The sequence below is a fragment of the Roseofilum sp. KMC-1 genome, assembly GCF_057802075.1.
In genome coordinates this window covers 1,083,564-1,100,299 of sequence record NZ_CM173605.1, presented here as the reverse complement: position 1 = coordinate 1,100,299, position 16,736 = coordinate 1,083,564, and the positions used below count along the sequence as shown (strand labels likewise).

The 16,736-nt window shown below is 44.2% G+C and carries 14 protein-coding genes; 9 read left to right on the top strand and 5 right to left on the bottom strand.

Features of this window, described 5'->3' with window-relative positions; translation table 11 throughout:
• Positions 1–78: 78 nt before the first annotated feature.
• Positions 79–2,724 (top strand): CHAT domain-containing protein, encoded by a 2,646-nt coding sequence (locus AC3FZD_RS05225; protein ID WP_488739115.1) that lies wholly within the window; start codon positions 79–81, stop codon positions 2,722–2,724.
• Between the two features lie 103 nt (positions 2,725–2,827).
• On the opposite strand, the gene AC3FZD_RS05220 is transcribed toward AC3FZD_RS05225, so the two are convergent.
• Both AC3FZD_RS05220 and AC3FZD_RS05215 read right to left on the bottom strand, forming a co-directional pair.
• On the bottom strand, positions 2,828–3,904 hold the full coding sequence (locus tag AC3FZD_RS05220; protein ID WP_488739114.1) for a tetratricopeptide repeat protein: 1,077 nt from the start codon (positions 3,902–3,904) through the stop codon (positions 2,828–2,830).
• A gap of 2 nt (positions 3,905–3,906) precedes the next feature.
• Positions 3,907–5,721 carry a CHAT domain-containing tetratricopeptide repeat protein gene (locus tag AC3FZD_RS05215; protein ID WP_488739113.1) on the bottom strand — a complete coding sequence of 605 codons (1,815 nt, stop codon included), beginning with the start codon at positions 5,719–5,721 and terminating at the stop codon, positions 3,907–3,909.
• A gap of 340 nt (positions 5,722–6,061) precedes the next feature.
• Here AC3FZD_RS05215 and AC3FZD_RS05210 point away from each other — a divergent pair, with 340 nt between their 5' ends.
• Positions 6,062–6,559 carry a hypothetical protein gene (locus AC3FZD_RS05210; protein WP_488739112.1) on the top strand — a complete coding sequence of 166 codons (498 nt, stop codon included), beginning with the start codon at positions 6,062–6,064 and terminating at the stop codon, positions 6,557–6,559.
• 54 nt (positions 6,560–6,613) lie between these two features.
• Here the strand turns inward: AC3FZD_RS05210 and AC3FZD_RS05205 are convergent, their stop codons facing one another.
• Positions 6,614–7,174 carry a retropepsin-like aspartic protease family protein gene (locus AC3FZD_RS05205; RefSeq protein ID WP_488739111.1) on the bottom strand — a complete coding sequence of 187 codons (561 nt, stop codon included), beginning with the start codon at positions 7,172–7,174 and terminating at the stop codon, positions 6,614–6,616.
• A gap of 107 nt (positions 7,175–7,281) precedes the next feature.
• On the opposite strand from AC3FZD_RS05205, the gene AC3FZD_RS05200 reads away from it, so the two are divergent.
• The 5 genes from AC3FZD_RS05200 (at position 7,282) to AC3FZD_RS05180 (ending at position 10,385) form a co-directional block, all read left to right on the top strand.
• Positions 7,282–8,244, top strand: coding sequence for a DNA-methyltransferase (locus AC3FZD_RS05200; RefSeq protein ID WP_488739110.1), 963 nt, complete (start codon positions 7,282–7,284; stop codon positions 8,242–8,244).
• A 135-nt stretch (positions 8,245–8,379) separates the two neighbouring features.
• Positions 8,380–9,072, top strand: coding sequence for a hypothetical protein (locus tag AC3FZD_RS05195; protein WP_488739109.1), 693 nt, complete (start codon positions 8,380–8,382; stop codon positions 9,070–9,072).
• A gap of 61 nt (positions 9,073–9,133) precedes the next feature.
• Positions 9,134–9,766, top strand: a complete 633-nt coding sequence (locus AC3FZD_RS05190) for a vWA domain-containing protein (protein ID WP_488739108.1) — start codon at positions 9,134–9,136, stop codon at positions 9,764–9,766.
• Positions 9,759–9,905, top strand: a complete 147-nt coding sequence (locus AC3FZD_RS05185) for a hypothetical protein (RefSeq protein WP_488739107.1) — start codon at positions 9,759–9,761, stop codon at positions 9,903–9,905. Before AC3FZD_RS05190 ends, AC3FZD_RS05185 begins: the two co-directional genes overlap by 8 nt.
• 24 nt (positions 9,906–9,929) lie before the next feature.
• Positions 9,930–10,385, top strand: a complete 456-nt coding sequence (locus tag AC3FZD_RS05180; RefSeq protein WP_488739106.1) for a gas vesicle protein K — start codon at positions 9,930–9,932, stop codon at positions 10,383–10,385.
• Positions 10,386–10,439: 54 nt separating this feature from the next.
• On the opposite strand, the gene cpcD/petH is transcribed toward AC3FZD_RS05180, so the two are convergent.
• Positions 10,440–11,630 carry a bifunctional rod-capping linker CpcD/ferredoxin--NADP reductase PetH gene (cpcD/petH, locus tag AC3FZD_RS05175; protein ID WP_488739105.1) on the bottom strand — a complete coding sequence of 397 codons (1,191 nt, stop codon included), beginning with the start codon at positions 11,628–11,630 and terminating at the stop codon, positions 10,440–10,442.
• A gap of 171 nt (positions 11,631–11,801) precedes the next feature.
• Entirely contained in the window at positions 11,802–12,053 is a 252-nt protein-coding gene (cpcD, locus tag AC3FZD_RS05170) for a rod-capping linker protein CpcD (protein ID WP_488739104.1), read from the bottom strand.
• 751 nt (positions 12,054–12,804) lie between these two features.
• Between cpcD and AC3FZD_RS05165 the strand changes: the two genes are divergently transcribed.
• Positions 12,805–13,809, top strand: coding sequence for a phosphoribulokinase (locus AC3FZD_RS05165; protein ID WP_488739103.1), 1,005 nt, complete (start codon positions 12,805–12,807; stop codon positions 13,807–13,809).
• A 154-nt stretch (positions 13,810–13,963) separates the two neighbouring features.
• On the top strand, positions 13,964–16,702 hold the full coding sequence (locus tag AC3FZD_RS05160; protein ID WP_488739102.1) for a valine--tRNA ligase: 2,739 nt from the start codon (positions 13,964–13,966) through the stop codon (positions 16,700–16,702).
• Positions 16,703–16,736: the final 34 nt, after the last annotated feature.

The window sequence follows — 16,736 nt, the reverse complement described above, 5'->3', positions numbered from 1 at the left end:
AGGGGGGTTAGGGGGGATTGTTCTACGGTACTGACTGACATCTGGAAACGATCTAATCGCCACCTAATTTGGATAGCATTGGCGCTATTTGTCGCCAGCTTAACGGTGATGTTCCCTGTATTTTCTGTGGAGTTTCCCCCTATCGTTGCTCAAGTTCCCTCAGAACTTTCCGATCACTCCCCGGAGTTTTGGCGAGAGGAAGCGAACCGCTATTCACAAGAGGGGGATTTTGTCAATCAAGCGATGGCTTTGGGTAATCTTTCTTTGAAGCTGCAAGAAGTAGGAGAATGGGAAGAAGCGCAAGAAAGTAGCACTCAAGGAATCGAGTTATTAAAGCAGCTATCACCGACGAAAGAACGGGATCAAATTTTAGCTCAATCCCTGGATATTCAGGGTAAGTTAAGGTTTTCTGTGGGTGAAATTTCCTCAGCGTTAGGGAGTTGGCAAGAAGCGGGAAAAATCTATCAGCAGTTGGGATTAACTGAGGCTGAAGATCGCAATAGACTGAATCAGGTGCAAGCGATGCAGGAGTTGGGTTTATTTCAGTCTGCTTGCGAGTTGCTTGGCGCTCGCATTGATGAAACTATTTCGTTTTGCACAGGTAGAGTAACAGAAAATTTACCAGAAAGTCTAAGTAGTGTTTCCGGCGATCGCCTGATGGTGTTGCATTTACAAGCATTAGGCGATGTTTTGCGGTTAATGGGAGATCTGGAGAGTTCGCAACAGGTGCTAGAGCGAGGTTTAGAGATAGCGACAGACCAGAAAACGTTAGATAAGTTGCAGTTAAGTATGGGGAATACGCTGAGGGCGAAAGGCGATCAGCAATGGGCGATCGAGCGATCGGCTACCTCCTCCATTCAATTCACCTTTGAATTTTGCCCCACCTTATCTGAGCAACCTGACTACAATTCAGCCTTACAACACTATCAAAAAGTTTATTCCAATAATCCTTTACTCAATCTCCAATCTCACCTCAATCAACTCAAACTGACAACCGCTCTTAATCCCGCGATTGTTGACTCCAAGTTGTTATCAGACACTCAATCGCTCATTAACCAAACCCCCAACCTATTCAACACCCAATTTGGAAATAACCTCATCCTCAACTATCTCCAAACCGCCACTTGTATCAGTACCATTCCCTGGCAGAATATCGCCCAAGATCTACAAACCATCATTGACATTTCCGAACAAAAAAAAGACCTCAAAACCCAATCCTATGCCCTCGGATATTTAGGCAGACTCTACGAACAACATGCCCAAGACTCTCAAGAATACCTTCAACCTGCCAAAAATTACACCCAAAAAGCCTTATCTATTGTCCAATCCCTCGATTTAAACGCCCCCGAACTTGCCTATCAATGGCAATGGCAACTCGGCAGAATCCTAGAAAAAACCCAATCCCCCTATAGTGAAATCCTATCCGCTTACAAAGCAGCATTCAACACCCTGCAATCCCTGCGTCAAGAGCTAGTTTCCTCTAACCGCGACTTACAATTTTCCTTCCGCGATGAAGTCGAACCCGTCTATCGAAAATACGTCGATTTATTACTCCAAGACAATCCCAGTCAAGACAACTTAAAAGAAGCCCGCAACGTCATCGAAGCCTTGCAGCTTGCAGAATTAGACGACTTTTTCAACGATGCTTGCATTACTGCTAAAGAGTCCGAGTTAGATAAGATTGCTTCAGATACAGCCGTTCTTTACCCTATTTTGTTAGATGGAAAAATAGCTGTTATTTATACTTTATCTGATACTTTAATAGATTACACAATTGAACCTATATCAAATTCTGAAAGGTTTGAAAGAACTATAATTGCACTAATTAATGATTTGAAAGAAGATATCAATAATAACTATCAGCAATATAGTAAGGCCATATATGACTATCTATTTTCAGATAAACTTAAATTATTTTTAAGTTCTCATGGCCAAATCAAAACGCTAGTTTTTGTCTTAGATGGTCAACTGCGTAATTTACCCATGGCAGCTCTTTATGATGGAGAAAAATACTTAATCGAGAAATATTCGCTTGCTGTTGCTCCAGGATTAAATCTACTTGCTCCGGGTTCCTTGAATTCCTTCGATTTAAAAATATTACCTGGTGGTTTGGCGCAAAAAGCACCGAGTTTTGATTTAGTTCATGCTCGTTTAAATCCTCTTAGCAATGCCCTAAGTGAGTTAGAAAGCATTGCACAATTATTTGATAATAAAGCTCCTGTTGTTTTAGATGAAAGCTTTACAGTAGAAGTGATTAAATCTTATTTTTCTAATGTCTACTACTCTATCTTCCATTGGGTTACCCATGGTCAGTTTAGCTCTAATCCAGAAGAGACATTTATCTTAACCTGGAATGAACGATTGGGAGTTAATCAACTCAATGAACTGATTCAAAGTCAATCTGAATTTAGTTCTGAACCCATAGAATTACTGGTTTTGAGTGCTTGTGAAACTGCTGAAGGCGATAACCGTGCGGCATTAGGATTAGCAGGGGTGAGTGTTAGAGCCGGAAGTCGCAGTACCCTAGCTACTTTGTGGAAAGTTGACGATCGAGCAACTGCTGAATTTATGAGTCAGTTTTATCGGGAATTGATTGAGAATCAAAAAACAAAAGCAGAAGCTCTGAAAACCGTTCAAGAATCTTTTCTCAGTGGGAAACAGGGAACAAGGCTTAGAGACCCTAGATTTTGGGCTGCTTTTGTTTTGATAGGGCATTGGATTTAGGGGAAAATCTATAATCATTCCAAATAATAATTAGGCCATTCTGTAGGGGCGTTTTATGTCGCGAAGTGCAACAGCCGTTCGCCCCTACTATCTAGTCGAATTGTTAATTGAGTAAGGAGTCTAATTTTCTTGACAAGTCCAATGCTCCAGCTTTTTCATAAAGTTCTTTAGCCTCTTGAAATAGCTGGTTTGCGTCATCATCTCTCTGATTGACTTGATATAATTCTCCTAAACGTACTTTTCCTAAAGCTTCTCCCTGTAAGTTCTTTTGAGCAGAAGCGAGATTAATGGACTGTAAATAAGCTTCCTCTGCGGCATCCATACGTCCAACCTGCCAATACAAATCGCCTAATTCCCGATATACAGTGCTGGATTGAGAGTTTTGATTAACCATTTTTTCCAGTAATTGAATAGCTTCTGCCCTCAAAAGATACTGTTTATAAAAGGCGACTTGAAACAGAGAATCATCCAGATTTTCAGGATTCTTAACAGAAGCTCGGATAATGGAGGCATCTTCTTCAGATAGAATACTAAACCGTCCTTCAGCAACTTCACTTGTAGAATCAGCTTGTACTTTGAGAGTGTAACTCAGACCCGGTGTGAGAGAAACTTCACCATCATAAACAATTTGGGTCTCTTGGGTTTCAGTTTTCCAAATTTCTCCTTCTATATCTTCTTCAATGATAATTGTGTAAGTGGTAGCATTAGGGACACTCTTCCACTTTAAAGTCGGTTTAGGATTGAGTAACCTAGTATCACGCGGAGTGATAACTTCAGGAATAGATTCAGGAGTAATCAGGCTTCCACCTCGACCACAATGGGGATCTGTGCTATCTTCACATCGAAGAACAACAGGACAAAGTTGAGTAGAATCTAGAGTAATTCCTGGTAATAATTTTCGAGTTTGATTATCCGCTAAACAGCGTAAGATAAGACTAGATGTGGGTGTTGATTCTAATCTATTTTCTGCACAAATAATACTGTCTGCATTTAAAGGTTCTTTTCGATCTTGATTGAGTTTAAATGCTTCCCCCTGAATTGTTTCTATGGTTCCAATTTCAATACAATTTTCAACTGCACGGGCTGAATTTCTAGAAAATAGTACCCAGTAAGTTAGCCACCCTAAATGAGCAGATAGCGTGAATCCGATGGCAGATGCCCAAAATAATGTTTTTTTCATTTTTAATTTTCTCCACTTTCTTCTAGTCTCATTCTTCCCATTTTAATCCATTCGGCTTCATCGGGATATTCATCTTGAGCAAATTCAACACAGAAATCCCATTGCTCTAGAGCTTCATTGGATTTACCTTGAGCTTCTAAAACTTGTGCTAAAACACAATTGGCAACTCCTTCTTCTGGTTTAATATCAATAGCAATGCGTAAATGATATTCTGCTTCCAGATAATCTTGTCGCTTCATCAGCTCGTGTACTTTTCTGCGTAAAAGGGAAAATCCTAAGTCTTTCCGAATTAAGTATTCTCCCAGAGGCGATGGTTTGTCACTCGCTATAATTTGCTGTAAACAGACTCTCTGTAACTCAGATGCACTTATAAACTTCTTGTCTTTCATATAAATTAGGGCTTCTCCTTTGCACCCCCAAGCATCTCCTAATAGTTTCGCTCGTCGATACATTTCTAAGGCGAGGTCATTTTCTCCCCAGCGTTCATAGATACTGCCTAAGTTATTGATGGCTGAAGATTGTTGAGGATTGACTATAATTGCAGATTGCAAATAGGGGATTGCTCGATGGTATTGATCTTTTCTAATATAGTCAACTCCAACTCGGTTCAAATAAGTAGCAATTTGGGCGCGAAATGTAAAATAAGTGCTGAATCCGATACAGGTTGCCAGGATAATTACTTGTGGAATTTTGTAACTCTTCCCAGACAGAAAATTCCATTGAGGTTGTTGTCCTACTAAGTCGTCCCAGGTGGGGGAGATGTAGTCGGGATGCTGCCAGATGACGGGTAACCAGGTGGCGCAGGGAATTTGATCTTCGAGTCCCTGTAACTTTTCTCGTGCTTCCCGTACGGCGACTTCAAAGGAGTATCCTTGGGAAAAGTTGAGGAGAAATGAGGTTAGGAATTTCTGGGCGACGAGATCGGGAACGTAGTCGCGCATGACGATCATTTGGGGAATTTGGGGATCGTCTAGTCGTCGGGCTAATCCTAGTCCGTCACAGGAGTTAAATATGGCGAGTTTTAAGCCTTTTGAAACGGATTTTCGCAGACCTAACCAGATGTCATCAATGGTTAAATATTCGTCGGGGTTGATGTAAATTTTGCCGGTGTCGCCGTCGGTTTCACTATGTCCGGCAAAGAAGAGAATATCCCAGGGTTGTTCCCATAGTTGATCGTTGATTTGTGCGCGTTTGGGTTCGATCAGAAAGGTGACTTTTGCATTGGGTAATGAGTTGAGGATTTGCTGGTCTTCTGTGGTGTCGATTCGGTCTTGGTGTCCTAGGATGGCGAGAATTCTGACTTTTCCGGGTGGGGTGCTGCTGAGGGGATCGAATCGCCTAAAGTGGGGATGGCTAAAGGAGATTTCAGCATTGGTGTATCGGGATAGAAGTTGCCAACTGTGCCAGGGGAGTTTGTGCAGATCGTTACAGTTAGTACGCAGGATAAATCGGATGCGATCGCCATAATTGAGTCCCTCTCGGATCTGAACATCGATGTTGCGGAAATCGGGGGAACTGAGCCATTGATTGAGGCGATCGCACAGGCGATCGCCTGATTCTTTACACTCTTTGATCCGACTCAGGACTCCATCGTATTTAATTCCCTTGGGTTTTAATCCCCGCGTATTCGGCAGTCCCAAAGGACGATACTTGTCTACCCAATGGCTTTCTACCCATTGTGCTAGATCGGGTTCAGAAGGTAAGCTTCCTGATATATCCAGATCTGGGCGCTGTCCATCCTCTCCCATTTGTAACCTTACCCGAAAGCCATCTGTGCTTAAACTGCCTTCAAGCTCCAAAACTACCAGTTTTCCCACCTCTTGAACCTCCTGAGTGCCCGATCTCAACTGGGTTTGTCGTCCATAGCAGGGGAATATGGAGATCCCCCCTATAGGGTTCTCAGATTTTAGGGGGCAATTTTATGCAAACTTTACAAATATTTACAATTAAGGCAAAATCATCAGTGTAGATTGCCTTCTAGAGCCAACAACGATTAATTGCAAGTTGGTGCAGCTAAAGTTAGAATCATGTGTGCATTCAGCTCTGGTGGGACTAGCTCCTTGTCCAGAAACCGGATACAGACCCATATATTAGACCAATTGATAGCGAAGTCAACTTAACACAACTCAACTTATAAACCGATCTTAGGAGGGAAACGTGACCGCAATTAAAGTGATTCCAGCGAGTGCTGCCGGTTCAACCATGGGGATTAATGTCATTATCCGGCTCTTGTTTGACTACCGCCCTCATTTAATCAAACTGTTCAGAATCAAGAAACAAGACTACTCCATCACTCGTTATACTTTCATTGCCGTTTTCCGCGAGCCTGGCTCCATTGGACAATTGGTTGCTTTTATCCACGAATGGGGAACTGCCAGTGGACAAGGAGAGGGAAATACTGCCGAAACCTATGGGTTTTCGGAGATTATGACCACCATTAAACAGCTTAAAATTCGACTCCTAACTATTGATTGGCATACGGAAATTCATGAAGGCTGGAAGCAGAAGCTCGAAGTGCGAACCGATCCCACGGTTCTGAGATATCGGCTGGCAGACTGGGAAGGTTGGCTCCTAGAACAAATTGATACGCCTTGGTTCCCTATGCAGCATTTACATGAGGACGATCTGGATTTACGCTGGATGGAACATGAGTAGGGAATAGGGAATAGGGAATAGGGAATCTCCACGTCTCCCTATCCCCTATTCCCATTAACGGGGTCGGAACTCGACGACATCTTGCTTAATTTGCACATCATAATTGCCAAAGAAGTCATGGCCGAGTAAACCGATTTCCATGCCAGGGGCGATCGCCACAGGAATATCTCTGACTAAAGCTCCATTCACGGCGATCGACTTCATATAACCCAAGGGAAACGTCACCTTAGACCCATCAGCAATCATCATAGTCACAAAATCAACCGTCTCCACTTGCAGCTTCTGTGCCATCTCCTGAGTAATTAGAGTCCCACTCGCTCCCGTATCCACAATCATCTCAAAGGAGTGTTGGCTATTAAACATCACCTCAATTATTGGAATCCCACCCAACCGGCGCTTAATCTGCGCTTGAAACACCCCTGGAGTCACCGGACGAGAACGGGGAGCTGAAGTCCCCTCACAAACTCCACTCAAGGGAATCGAGCGCCCAGAAGAATCGACCATAAAACATCCTTGCACTTCCTGAGCCATACTACTCTCTGCTCCACCGAGTATTAAACCGATCCCCAGGGCAACCGCTACCCTCAAACCCTTATCCCATAGTTGTTTATTCATAAACTTCTAGTGATTTATCAACCCTACTCTCTAGTTTACCCATTACCCTGTGTCAACTGCCATATAATAGAGGCTTGCATGTACTGCGTCTTTTTGAGACTTTGAGCATGAAAAAACGTGCCCCCCGCAATCGAACCCTGGAATGCTCAGAGGAAGAGCTACCTCTACTCAGTCAGTCTTTACTCTGTCTTCACCATCCCATAGCAATTGATGATATAAAAGGAAAAATTATTAACCAAGATCTCTTTAGCGCTGTCGCATATCTTCCCCAAACCTTTGTTGATCTTTTAATCTTAGACCCCCCTTATAATCTTTCCAAAAACTACAATGGAAACTTATTTAGAGAGAAAGAAAGAGGAGAATATCAATACTGGTTCTCTTCTGTTCTGAAAATCCTCAAACCCCTCCTCAAGCCAACTGCAACCCTCTATGTCTGCTCGGACTGGAAAACTTCTATCCTGATCGCTCCCATCCTAGAGCAAGAGTTTTATGTACGGACGAGAATCACATGGGAGCGAGAAAAAGGGCGAGGCGCAAAAACCAATTGGAAGAATAATACTGAAGATATTTGGTTTTGCACCCTTGCCGATCAATACACCTTTAATCTTGACTGTGTGAAGCAAAAACGACGGGTAATTGCTCCCTATAGAACGGAAAATGGTCAACCTAAAGACTGGAGTGAAGAAAATGGAGGTAATTTTAGGCTAACTCACCCTTCCAATCTATGGACAGATATTAGCATTCCCTTTTGGTCGATGCCTGAAAATACCGATCATCCCACCCAGAAACCCGAAAAACTGATCGCTAAACTGATTTTAGCCAGTTCTCATCCACAAGATATGGTGTTCGATCCCTTTCTGGGAAGTGGCACTTCAGCCGTTGTCGCCAAAAAGCTCAAACGGAACTTTACGGGGATTGAATTAAATCAAGACTATTGTTGTTGGGCCTTAAAACGGCTGCAACTGGCTGAAAATGATCCATCGATTCAAGGATATACAGATGGCGTATTTTGGGACAGAAATACGTTGAAGGATCAACACAGAAATCCTAAGACGAGTAATACCTGTTAGGGACTATCCCTCCTCACCTCGCAAAATGCTGTAAAGTTTTTTGTCGAGGTTCAACACTTCTGATACAAAGCCGATGGAAGTCTGATAAACTACTCTTAAGCAATCGATTTGAAGCATTCAGGGAAGAAAACTAAGATGGATTTACAAGAAGCTTTAGAAAGATACCAAGGGACTAAACTAAATCTTGAGGAATTGAGCCAATATCAACAGTGGGCTTTCAATTTTTTTCATAATGAAGAGTTTGTTTCTAATCCACAGATTTCAATTACTATACAGCTAGACTTAGAAAAACCTCGTGAGGTTTATGAAAGGCATTTTCAAAATACGCCAGCAGCCTGTTTTCAAGGTTATCTTGTCTGGAATTTAGTCAAGGCTTTATCCATAGAGTGGACTTTCAGCACTCGCAAAATTGATGGGGAGTGGTATCTGTTTAAAAATATTCCAGTTTTTTTTCCTATTGCGGTAGGTGGAGAGAATCGGTTTAAAAATGTGGTTATTAACGATGTTATTTTGATGGATTGGACAACCTTTTGTAGAGTCTATCGAGAGTCTATTGACAATTCCAATAGCGATGGTGGTTTTGTGCCCGAATTGATATGGGAGATTTCTTATTTTATGGGCAACTTACCTTATTTAAACTTTACCTCACTTCAGATTCACCGTGGAACTCAGAAAAGTGGTCGTCCTCTATTTTACTTTGGACAACGGCACACTTTATACCAGCGCCAGACCGTGCCATTGAGTGTTACGCTCGACCATTCCAATGCCGATCCGTATGTATTGAACCAGCTCATGGAAACGTATCAAAATTTATTAACAACGGTTTAATAAAAGTGTTAAAACAGTAATAAGTTCCTTAACCGATCTCAATCCTCATCTAGGTAATCCGATGACAGAAGCAGCCATATTACAAAATCGAGATTATACTGTGATTATTGCCAGAAGCCCTGGGGATAATCACCCCACATCTCGTGAATTTAAGCGAGCTTGGGAACAAGCGAGATCGGGGTTATTAGCCTTGTATCGTCAATGTGCAGAACTCGATCCAGATTGTCTCACTTTGTATAATGCGGCTGTCTTTAACAGCAGTGGGGTCAATCCTGTCAGTTGTGCGAGTGAAGAGGAAATGATTGCTCTGCTTGATTCCTACGATCGCAACCAAGCGATCGCCCTAGAAGAAACCGTGAAACTGGCTCTAGACGATTATTTTACCCGTAAAGCCAACGGGCAAACTAAACCCAATGGAGAAATTATCCTGGTGATTTTGGATCGAGAACCCCAAAATCGAAGGAAACTGATTAAACTTTTAGTAGAAGCGACTCAGAAAATGGACACCCAAGAAGAATTGGGGATTACCTTTATTCAAGTGGGTGATGATGTACTGACGCGGGGATTTTTGAAATCTCTGGATGACGATCTAGCGACAGCAGGCGCTCGGTTAGATATTGCCGATACCAAATCAATGGATGAATTAGATTCTGGGTCGTTGACAGATGTATTAATGGGAGCCATTTATGACTAAGCAGTATATCTCATCCGAAGACTATCGTAAAATGCTGGTTAGAGATGGCGATCGCCGCTTCCAGGAGTGGCATAGTCAATATTTAAACTATCAGAAGGAGTATTTGAATCAACTACTCAAAGATCGTAAGGTAAAGTAAGATTTCAGTACGACCTAATCAAGCATGACCTCTTCCCTCGTTTCCTCTTCCGATCGCTCCCCTGATGCAGGACTTGCCCCCTTACTGCTCACCGTTGTTGAACTCATTCGCCAGTTAATGGAAGCTCAAGTCATTCGGCGCATGGATGCGGGTAATCTAAGCGAAGCAGAATTAGACCGGGCAGCCGAAAGTTTACAGCGTCTAGAAGAACAGATTCTCAACCTGTGCGAAATTTTCGACATCGATCCAGCAGACTTAAACATTGACTTAGGGGAAATCGGCTCTCTATTGCCCAAACAGGGGTATTATCCAGGGGAACGTAGCAGCGATCGCGCCTCCATTTTAGAACTCCTAGACCGGCTATTGCATACCGGTATTGTTGTTCAAGGGGATGTAGATCTCGGTTTGGCTCAACTGAACCTGATCCATGCCAAAATCCGCTTAATTCTCACCTCCCAACCCATCGTCGAGCCAAAATAGGGGAAGCCTGCAAAGGCCTCCCCTACTTCTAGCGATCGCGGAACTTAATCAAGTTTAGTAAGTTTCCACATGCCAACGATGTTCTTTTTTCAGTTGTTTCCGGTACTCATCCCAGTTCACACCAAACTTGCCAGCGGCCACAGACATCCCTTCATCAATACCCGGTTCCATACCTTTAAGGCCACACATATAGATATGGGTATTCGGTTTTTGGACTAATGCCCATAGCTCATCGGCATTTTCCTTAATCCGGTCTTGGATATACATTTTACCGCCTTCAGGATTTTGTTGTTCGCGGCTGATGGCATAGGTAAGGCGGAAATTATCCGGGAACTCCTGCTGCATCTTCTCCAACTCTTCCCGATAGAGGATATTTTGAGTATAAGGAATACCAAAGAACAGCCAAGCTAATCCTCGGAACTTATAATCTTCGTGCTGCTCCTTAAACATGCGCCAGAGATAGGCACGGAAAGGAGCAATTCCCGTTCCCGTTCCCATCATAATGATAGTGGCTTCCTCGTCATCTGGTAACAGCATTTCCTTACCCACCGGCCCAGTGATAGCCACATCTGCACCGACTTCAAGGCCACACAAATAAGTTGAGCAAACCCCATAAACCGTCTCACCGCTTTCTGGGTGTTTATATTCCAGTTGTCTGACACATAAAGAAACCGTCTTATCCTCTTCATCATCCCCATGACGAGTAGAGGCGATCGAATACAACCGCAACTTATGGGGTTTACCGTTATCATCGGTTCCAGGGGGAATAATCCCAATACTTTGGCCTTCAACATACTTGAGGTCTCCTTGGGAGAGATCAAACGTCAAATGTTGAACGATCCCCGATCCCCCTTGGGCCACCAACTTTTCATTACTGAGGCACTTACCGATATAAGGATCTTTCGGTCGGTAAATATTGATAGGAATCGTTTGATCTTCAGATTTTTTATGGACTTTATCTTGAGTCCCTTGGGTAGAAGGGGCTGGAGTCCCAACTGACTGTTGACGAGAGGGCGTATCAGAATTAAGGGGAACAATATTAACAATTTTGCCTCCCAGACGAGCAATACGCTTCATTTCCTGATTCATACGGCTGTAAGGCACAGTAATGAAGACACTACCGCTACGACGAACTGAACAGTTCATATTCGCCATGCTGCCGGGGTTAAGACCAACCACCTCAAACTGAAACAAACGGTTTGATGACAGGCTACTGATTCTACCCGTTAAACTCGATATATACATTACCTTGATTTTCTCCTTTCCCCATTTACATCGGCATATTACCGCAAGATGAGTCAACCCCCACTGAGCCAGGGGCAACAGTGATGATTAAAGTGACTAGAGTTACTGTAAGTGACCCAATCTCATTGGTCAATCTAGCTCTTCCTGAATCGTGAAGAGCTAGACCCAAATTTAGGCTTCGTCCTCTGAGGACGAAGCAAAATTGACGGGCATAATGTTAGTGATTGTGCCACCTAGACGAGCAATACGCTTCATTTCCTGATTCATGCGGTTATAAGGTACAGTCACCAAGACACTACCACTGCGACGAATCGAGCAATTCATATTGGCCATAGTGCCGGGGTTAAGACCAACCACCTCAAATTGAAACAGACGATTGGACGACACGCTACTGTTTGTACCCGCTAAACTGGATGTAGGCATAGCTTTAGATTTCTCCTGTTGTCTTTTTAATATGGGCTATTGCTAAAAGGTCATCCCCTGGTCTTATAGGACTGAGGGGAACTAGCGATCGCTAAACCACTACGGGAACGACAGGTGAGTTCCTCGTTGTGATGACCATCGAGTGGGATGGGGAAAAGTGAAAGAGGCAGATCCCCTTCAGACTCTTGGGGGCGATTGTCCTGGATCGGAATCCAATTCACGACCATCGCCTGCACTCCCACTTCATCCAACCGGATTCGGTACAATATTCCTCATTTTATCGAAAAGCGACCCTCTTTCCGAGTTAATCTTTGAGATTCTGGCTGCACCGAAACCCATTGCCGCCAATTACTCCAGCAAAGACCCCATCAGCGCTTCAGGGTCAACCGCCTAACTACAACCCCAAAAACCGGAGTCTAGGCATCTCTTTTATCTTTTCTTAAAGACCCTCTTCACCGTAGCATAGGTATTGAGGACAATCCTAAATCTCTAAACCTGCCTTGTGGGGATGATCCCATTCTGGTAGAATTTGCTCCAGAATATTGAAGATGGAAAACTGGGCTGAACTCAAGCTTGAGTTGTCTCCAACCGGAGACTGAGCCATGCTATTTCTATCGAGAGAGCAAGCCCCCTCCGGTGTTTAAAAATCTCGAAGGGCAGTTTTAATGGGTTGCCCTCAACGCTAGTTTAACTCCATTTACTGATAAACCAAAACTAACTTAGTGAACCCATTGATTGACAGAGGAAATCTATGACCAGTAAACCGGATCGCGTGGTTTTAGTTGGTGTTGCCGGAGACTCCGGTTGTGGGAAATCAACCTTCTTGCGTCGCTTAACCGACTTATTCGGAGAAGATCTCATAACCGTGATTTGTCTAGATGACTACCATTCGTTAGACCGTAAGCAACGTAAAGAAACCGGGATTACCGCGCTTAACCCCAAAGCCAACAACTTTGACTTGATGTATGAGCAAGCCAAAGCCCTTAAAAACGGTGAATCCATAGAAAAACCCATTTACAACCATACAACCGGGGAAATCGACCCCCCCGAAACGATTCATCCCAAATCTATTGTTGTCCTGGAAGGTCTACACCCGATGTATGACGAGCGGGTAAGGGAGCTATTGGATTTTAGTGTTTATCTTGACATCAGTGATGAAGTCAAAATTGCTTGGAAAATCCAGCGAGACATGGCAGAGAGAGGCCATCGCTATGAAGATGTCTTATTTGCCATTAATGCTCGCCGTCCTGACTTCATGGCTTATATCGATCCCCAAAAAGCCCATGCTGATGTAGTAGTTCAGGTGTTACCCACCCAACTGATTCCAGATGATAAAGATCGGAAAATCTTGCGGGTACGGATGATTCAACGCTATGGAGTGGCAGGCCGTGACCCCGTTTATCTGTTTGACGAAGGCTCAACCATTGACTGGATTCCCTGTGGACGGAAGTTAACCTGCTCCTATCCTGGCATTAAAATGCACTATGGGCCGGACTCTTACTATGGCCATGAAGTTTCTATCCTGGAAGTTGATGGACAGTTTGATAATCTAGAGGAATTGATCTACATCGAAGGTCATTTGAGCAATACCTCGACAAAAGAATATGGGGAATTAACTCATTTGCTACGGCAACATCCGGATTATCCAGGTTCGACCAATGGTACAGGGTTGTTCCAAGTGCTGACCGGCTTGAAAATGCGAGCCATTTACGAGCATTTAACCCAAGAAACGGAAAAAGTACCTGCAAGTGTTTAGGTCTGCCTTAGAGAAGATCGGGGTGATTATTTCTCTTGTAAACTAGATCCAGAGCGAGTGTGCGAGAGTCATTTTATCTGGCTCTCGCCATTCTGATTTCAATGAAGGGTGAACTGATTCACCTGTGCCTAATTGCCAATTGATTCTGTTACCCATGATTGCACATTCTTCTAGCTTGCCGAGTCAATACGATCCCTTGAGTGCTGAAGCCAAATGGCAACGGTATTGGGAAGAAAACGAAACGTTTAAAGCCGATCCGAGTGAGGGAGGAGACCCTTACTGTGTGGTGATTCCACCGCCCAATGTGACCGGTAGTTTGCATATGGGCCATGCTTTTGAGAGTGCCCTGATTGATGCCTTGGTTCGGTATCATCGCATGTTAGGGGAGAATACCTTGTGGTTACCGGGAACCGATCATGCCAGTATTGCGGTGCAGACGATTTTGGAGCGGCAACTGAGAAGTGAAGGGAAAAGCCGTTATGATGTGGGTCGTGGGGCGTTTCTGGAGCGAGCCTGGCAGTGGAAAGAGGAGTCTGGAGGCACAATTGTTAATCAGTTGCGCCGCTTGGGGGTTTCCGTGGATTGGTCGCGGGAGCGGTTTACGATGGATGAAGGGCTATCAAAGGCGGTGATGGCGGCCTTTCTGCGCCTTTATGAGGAAGGTTTGATTTATCGGGGCAACTATATGGTGAATTGGTGTCCCGCTTCTGAGTCGGCGGTATCGGATTTGGAAGTTGAGAATAAGGAAGTTGATGGGCATTTGTGGTATTTCCGCTATCCGTTGATGGAGGGTGAGGGGTTTGTGGAAGTGGCGACTACTCGGCCGGAAACGATGTTGGGGGATACGGCAGTGGCAGTAAATCCTGAAGATGAGCGGTATAAAGATTTGATTGGTAAAACGCTGCGTTTGCCTCTGATGGGTCGGGAAATTCCGATTATTGGGGATGAATATGTGGATGCGGAGTTTGGGACTGGTTGTGTAAAAATTACGCCTGCCCATGATCCGAATGATTTTGAGATGGGTAAACGCCATAACTTGCCGATGATTAATATCATGAACAAGAATGGCAGTTTGAATGAGAATGCTGGGGAGTTTGAGGGATTAGACCGGTTTGAGGCGCGGAAGGCAGTGGTGAAGCGGCTGGAGGAAGAGGGTTATTTGGTGAAGGTAGAGGATTATAAGACGAGTGTGCCTTATAGCGATCGCGGTAAAGTCCCGGTTGAACCTCTGATTTCTACGCAGTGGTTTGTGAAAATTCGCCCCTTAGCTGATAGAGCGCTAGAGTTTCTGGATCGTCAGAATGAGCCAGTATTTGTGCCTGATCGCTGGAGTAAAGTCTACCGGGATTGGTTGGTGAAACTCAAGGATTGGTGTATTTCGCGGCAGTTGTGGTGGGGTCATCAAATTCCGGCTTGGTATGTGGTGAGCGAAACGGGGGGAGAAATTACTGATGGGACTCCCTTTATTGTAGCGGCGAATGAAGGAGAAGCTCTAGAACAGGCCAAAGTCCAATATGGGGAAAAAGTGGCACTGGAGCAAGATCCAGATGTTCTGGATACCTGGTTTTCTTCCGGACTCTGGCCCTTTTCTACTATGGGATGGCCGGAAGAGTCTGCGGATCTTGATCGCTATTATCCCACGACGACTTTAGTCACCGGTTTTGACATTATCTTCTTTTGGGTGGCGCGGATGACGATGATGGCGGGTCATTTTACGGGTAAAATGCCTTTTGAAACGGTGTATATCCATGGTTTGGTCAGGGATGAAAACGGCAAGAAAATGTCAAAATCGGCCAACAATGGTATTGATCCCCTGAGATTAATCGAAAAATATGGGGCTGATGCTCTCCGCTATACCCTAATTCGGGAAGTTGCGGGAGCTGGACAAGATATTCGTCTAGAATACGATCGCGAAACTGATGAGTCGTCATCCGTACAAGCTTCTCGGAATTTTGCCAATAAATTGTGGAATGCGGCCCGGTTTGTGATGATGAATTTGGATGGGAAAACCCCGTTAGAGTTGGGGATGCCAGTTGTGGAGGAGTTAGAAGAAGGCGATCGCTGGATACTGTCCCGTTACTATCAAGTGGCTAGGCAAACTCGGAAGGAGTTAAACCAGTATGGGTTGGGAGAAGCGGCTAAAGGGATTTATGAATTGATTTGGAATGACTTTTGCGACTGGTATATCGAGCTGGTTAAACCCCGATTATGGCAAAAGGATGGAGAAGATCCTTCTTCCCGGTTAGTGGCTCAACAGGTCTTAGCTGTAGTTTTAGATGGGATTTTAAGGCTGCTGCATCCGTTCATGCCTCATATTACGGAAGAAATTTGGCAAACCCTGACCCAAAGTGAGGGGACATCGGTAGCGCGGCAAAGCTATCCTGAACCTGATGAAGCTCTGATCGACTCCCAATTAGAAGCTCAATTTGCCCAACTGATTGATACTATTCGTACGATTCGGAACTTGCGGGCGATCGCCGAAATCAAGCCCGGTGTCAAAGTCCCCCTAGTCCTGCAAACCGAAAATCCCAGCGAGCAACAAATCTTAACCCAAGGCTCATCGATCATTGAGATGATGGCCAAAACTGAAGCTCCTAAAATTTGTGCATCATTAGATGAGCCAATGAAACAAACGATTGTGGGAGTCACCGGAACTGTGCAAGTCTTACTTCCCCTAGCTGGAGTTGTGGATATTGGGGCTTTGCAAGCTAAAGTTGAGAAGGATTTGGGTAAAATTGAGAAAGAAAGCCAAGCTCTCCAAGCCCGTTTGGAGAATCCTGGATTTGTCAAAAAAGCTCCTGAAGATGTGGTTCAAGGCGCTAGAGATGCATTAGCCCAACTCCAGATCCAGGCTCAGATTCTGCGCGATCGCCTCAACTCTCTTTCAGATTAAAGGCAATTATCGCCTTTATCTATCCGATTTCTTC

Excerpts from the sequence above, each read along its gene's own strand:
- AC3FZD_RS05220 (WP_488739114.1), bottom strand. The coding sequence starts at position 3,904 with ATGAAAAAAACATTATTTTGGGCATCTGCCATCGGATTCACGCTATCT.
- cpcD (WP_488739104.1), bottom strand. The coding sequence starts at position 12,053 with ATGCCTACATCCAGTTTAGCGGGTACAAACAGTAGCGTGTCGTCCAAT.
- AC3FZD_RS05195 (WP_488739109.1), top strand. The coding sequence starts at position 8,380 with ATGGATTTACAAGAAGCTTTAGAAAGATACCAAGGGACTAAACTAAAT.
- AC3FZD_RS05180 (WP_488739106.1), top strand. The coding sequence starts at position 9,930 with ATGACCTCTTCCCTCGTTTCCTCTTCCGATCGCTCCCCTGATGCAGGA.
- AC3FZD_RS05190 (WP_488739108.1), top strand. The coding sequence starts at position 9,134 with ATGACAGAAGCAGCCATATTACAAAATCGAGATTATACTGTGATTATT.
- AC3FZD_RS05165 (WP_488739103.1), top strand. The coding sequence starts at position 12,805 with ATGACCAGTAAACCGGATCGCGTGGTTTTAGTTGGTGTTGCCGGAGAC.
- AC3FZD_RS05200 (WP_488739110.1), top strand. The coding sequence starts at position 7,282 with ATGAAAAAACGTGCCCCCCGCAATCGAACCCTGGAATGCTCAGAGGAA.
- AC3FZD_RS05160 (WP_488739102.1), top strand. The coding sequence starts at position 13,964 with ATGATTGCACATTCTTCTAGCTTGCCGAGTCAATACGATCCCTTGAGT.
- cpcD/petH (WP_488739105.1), bottom strand. The coding sequence starts at position 11,630 with ATGTATATATCGAGTTTAACGGGTAGAATCAGTAGCCTGTCATCAAAC.
- AC3FZD_RS05185 (WP_488739107.1), top strand. The coding sequence starts at position 9,759 with ATGACTAAGCAGTATATCTCATCCGAAGACTATCGTAAAATGCTGGTT.
- AC3FZD_RS05205 (WP_488739111.1), bottom strand. The coding sequence starts at position 7,174 with ATGAATAAACAACTATGGGATAAGGGTTTGAGGGTAGCGGTTGCCCTG.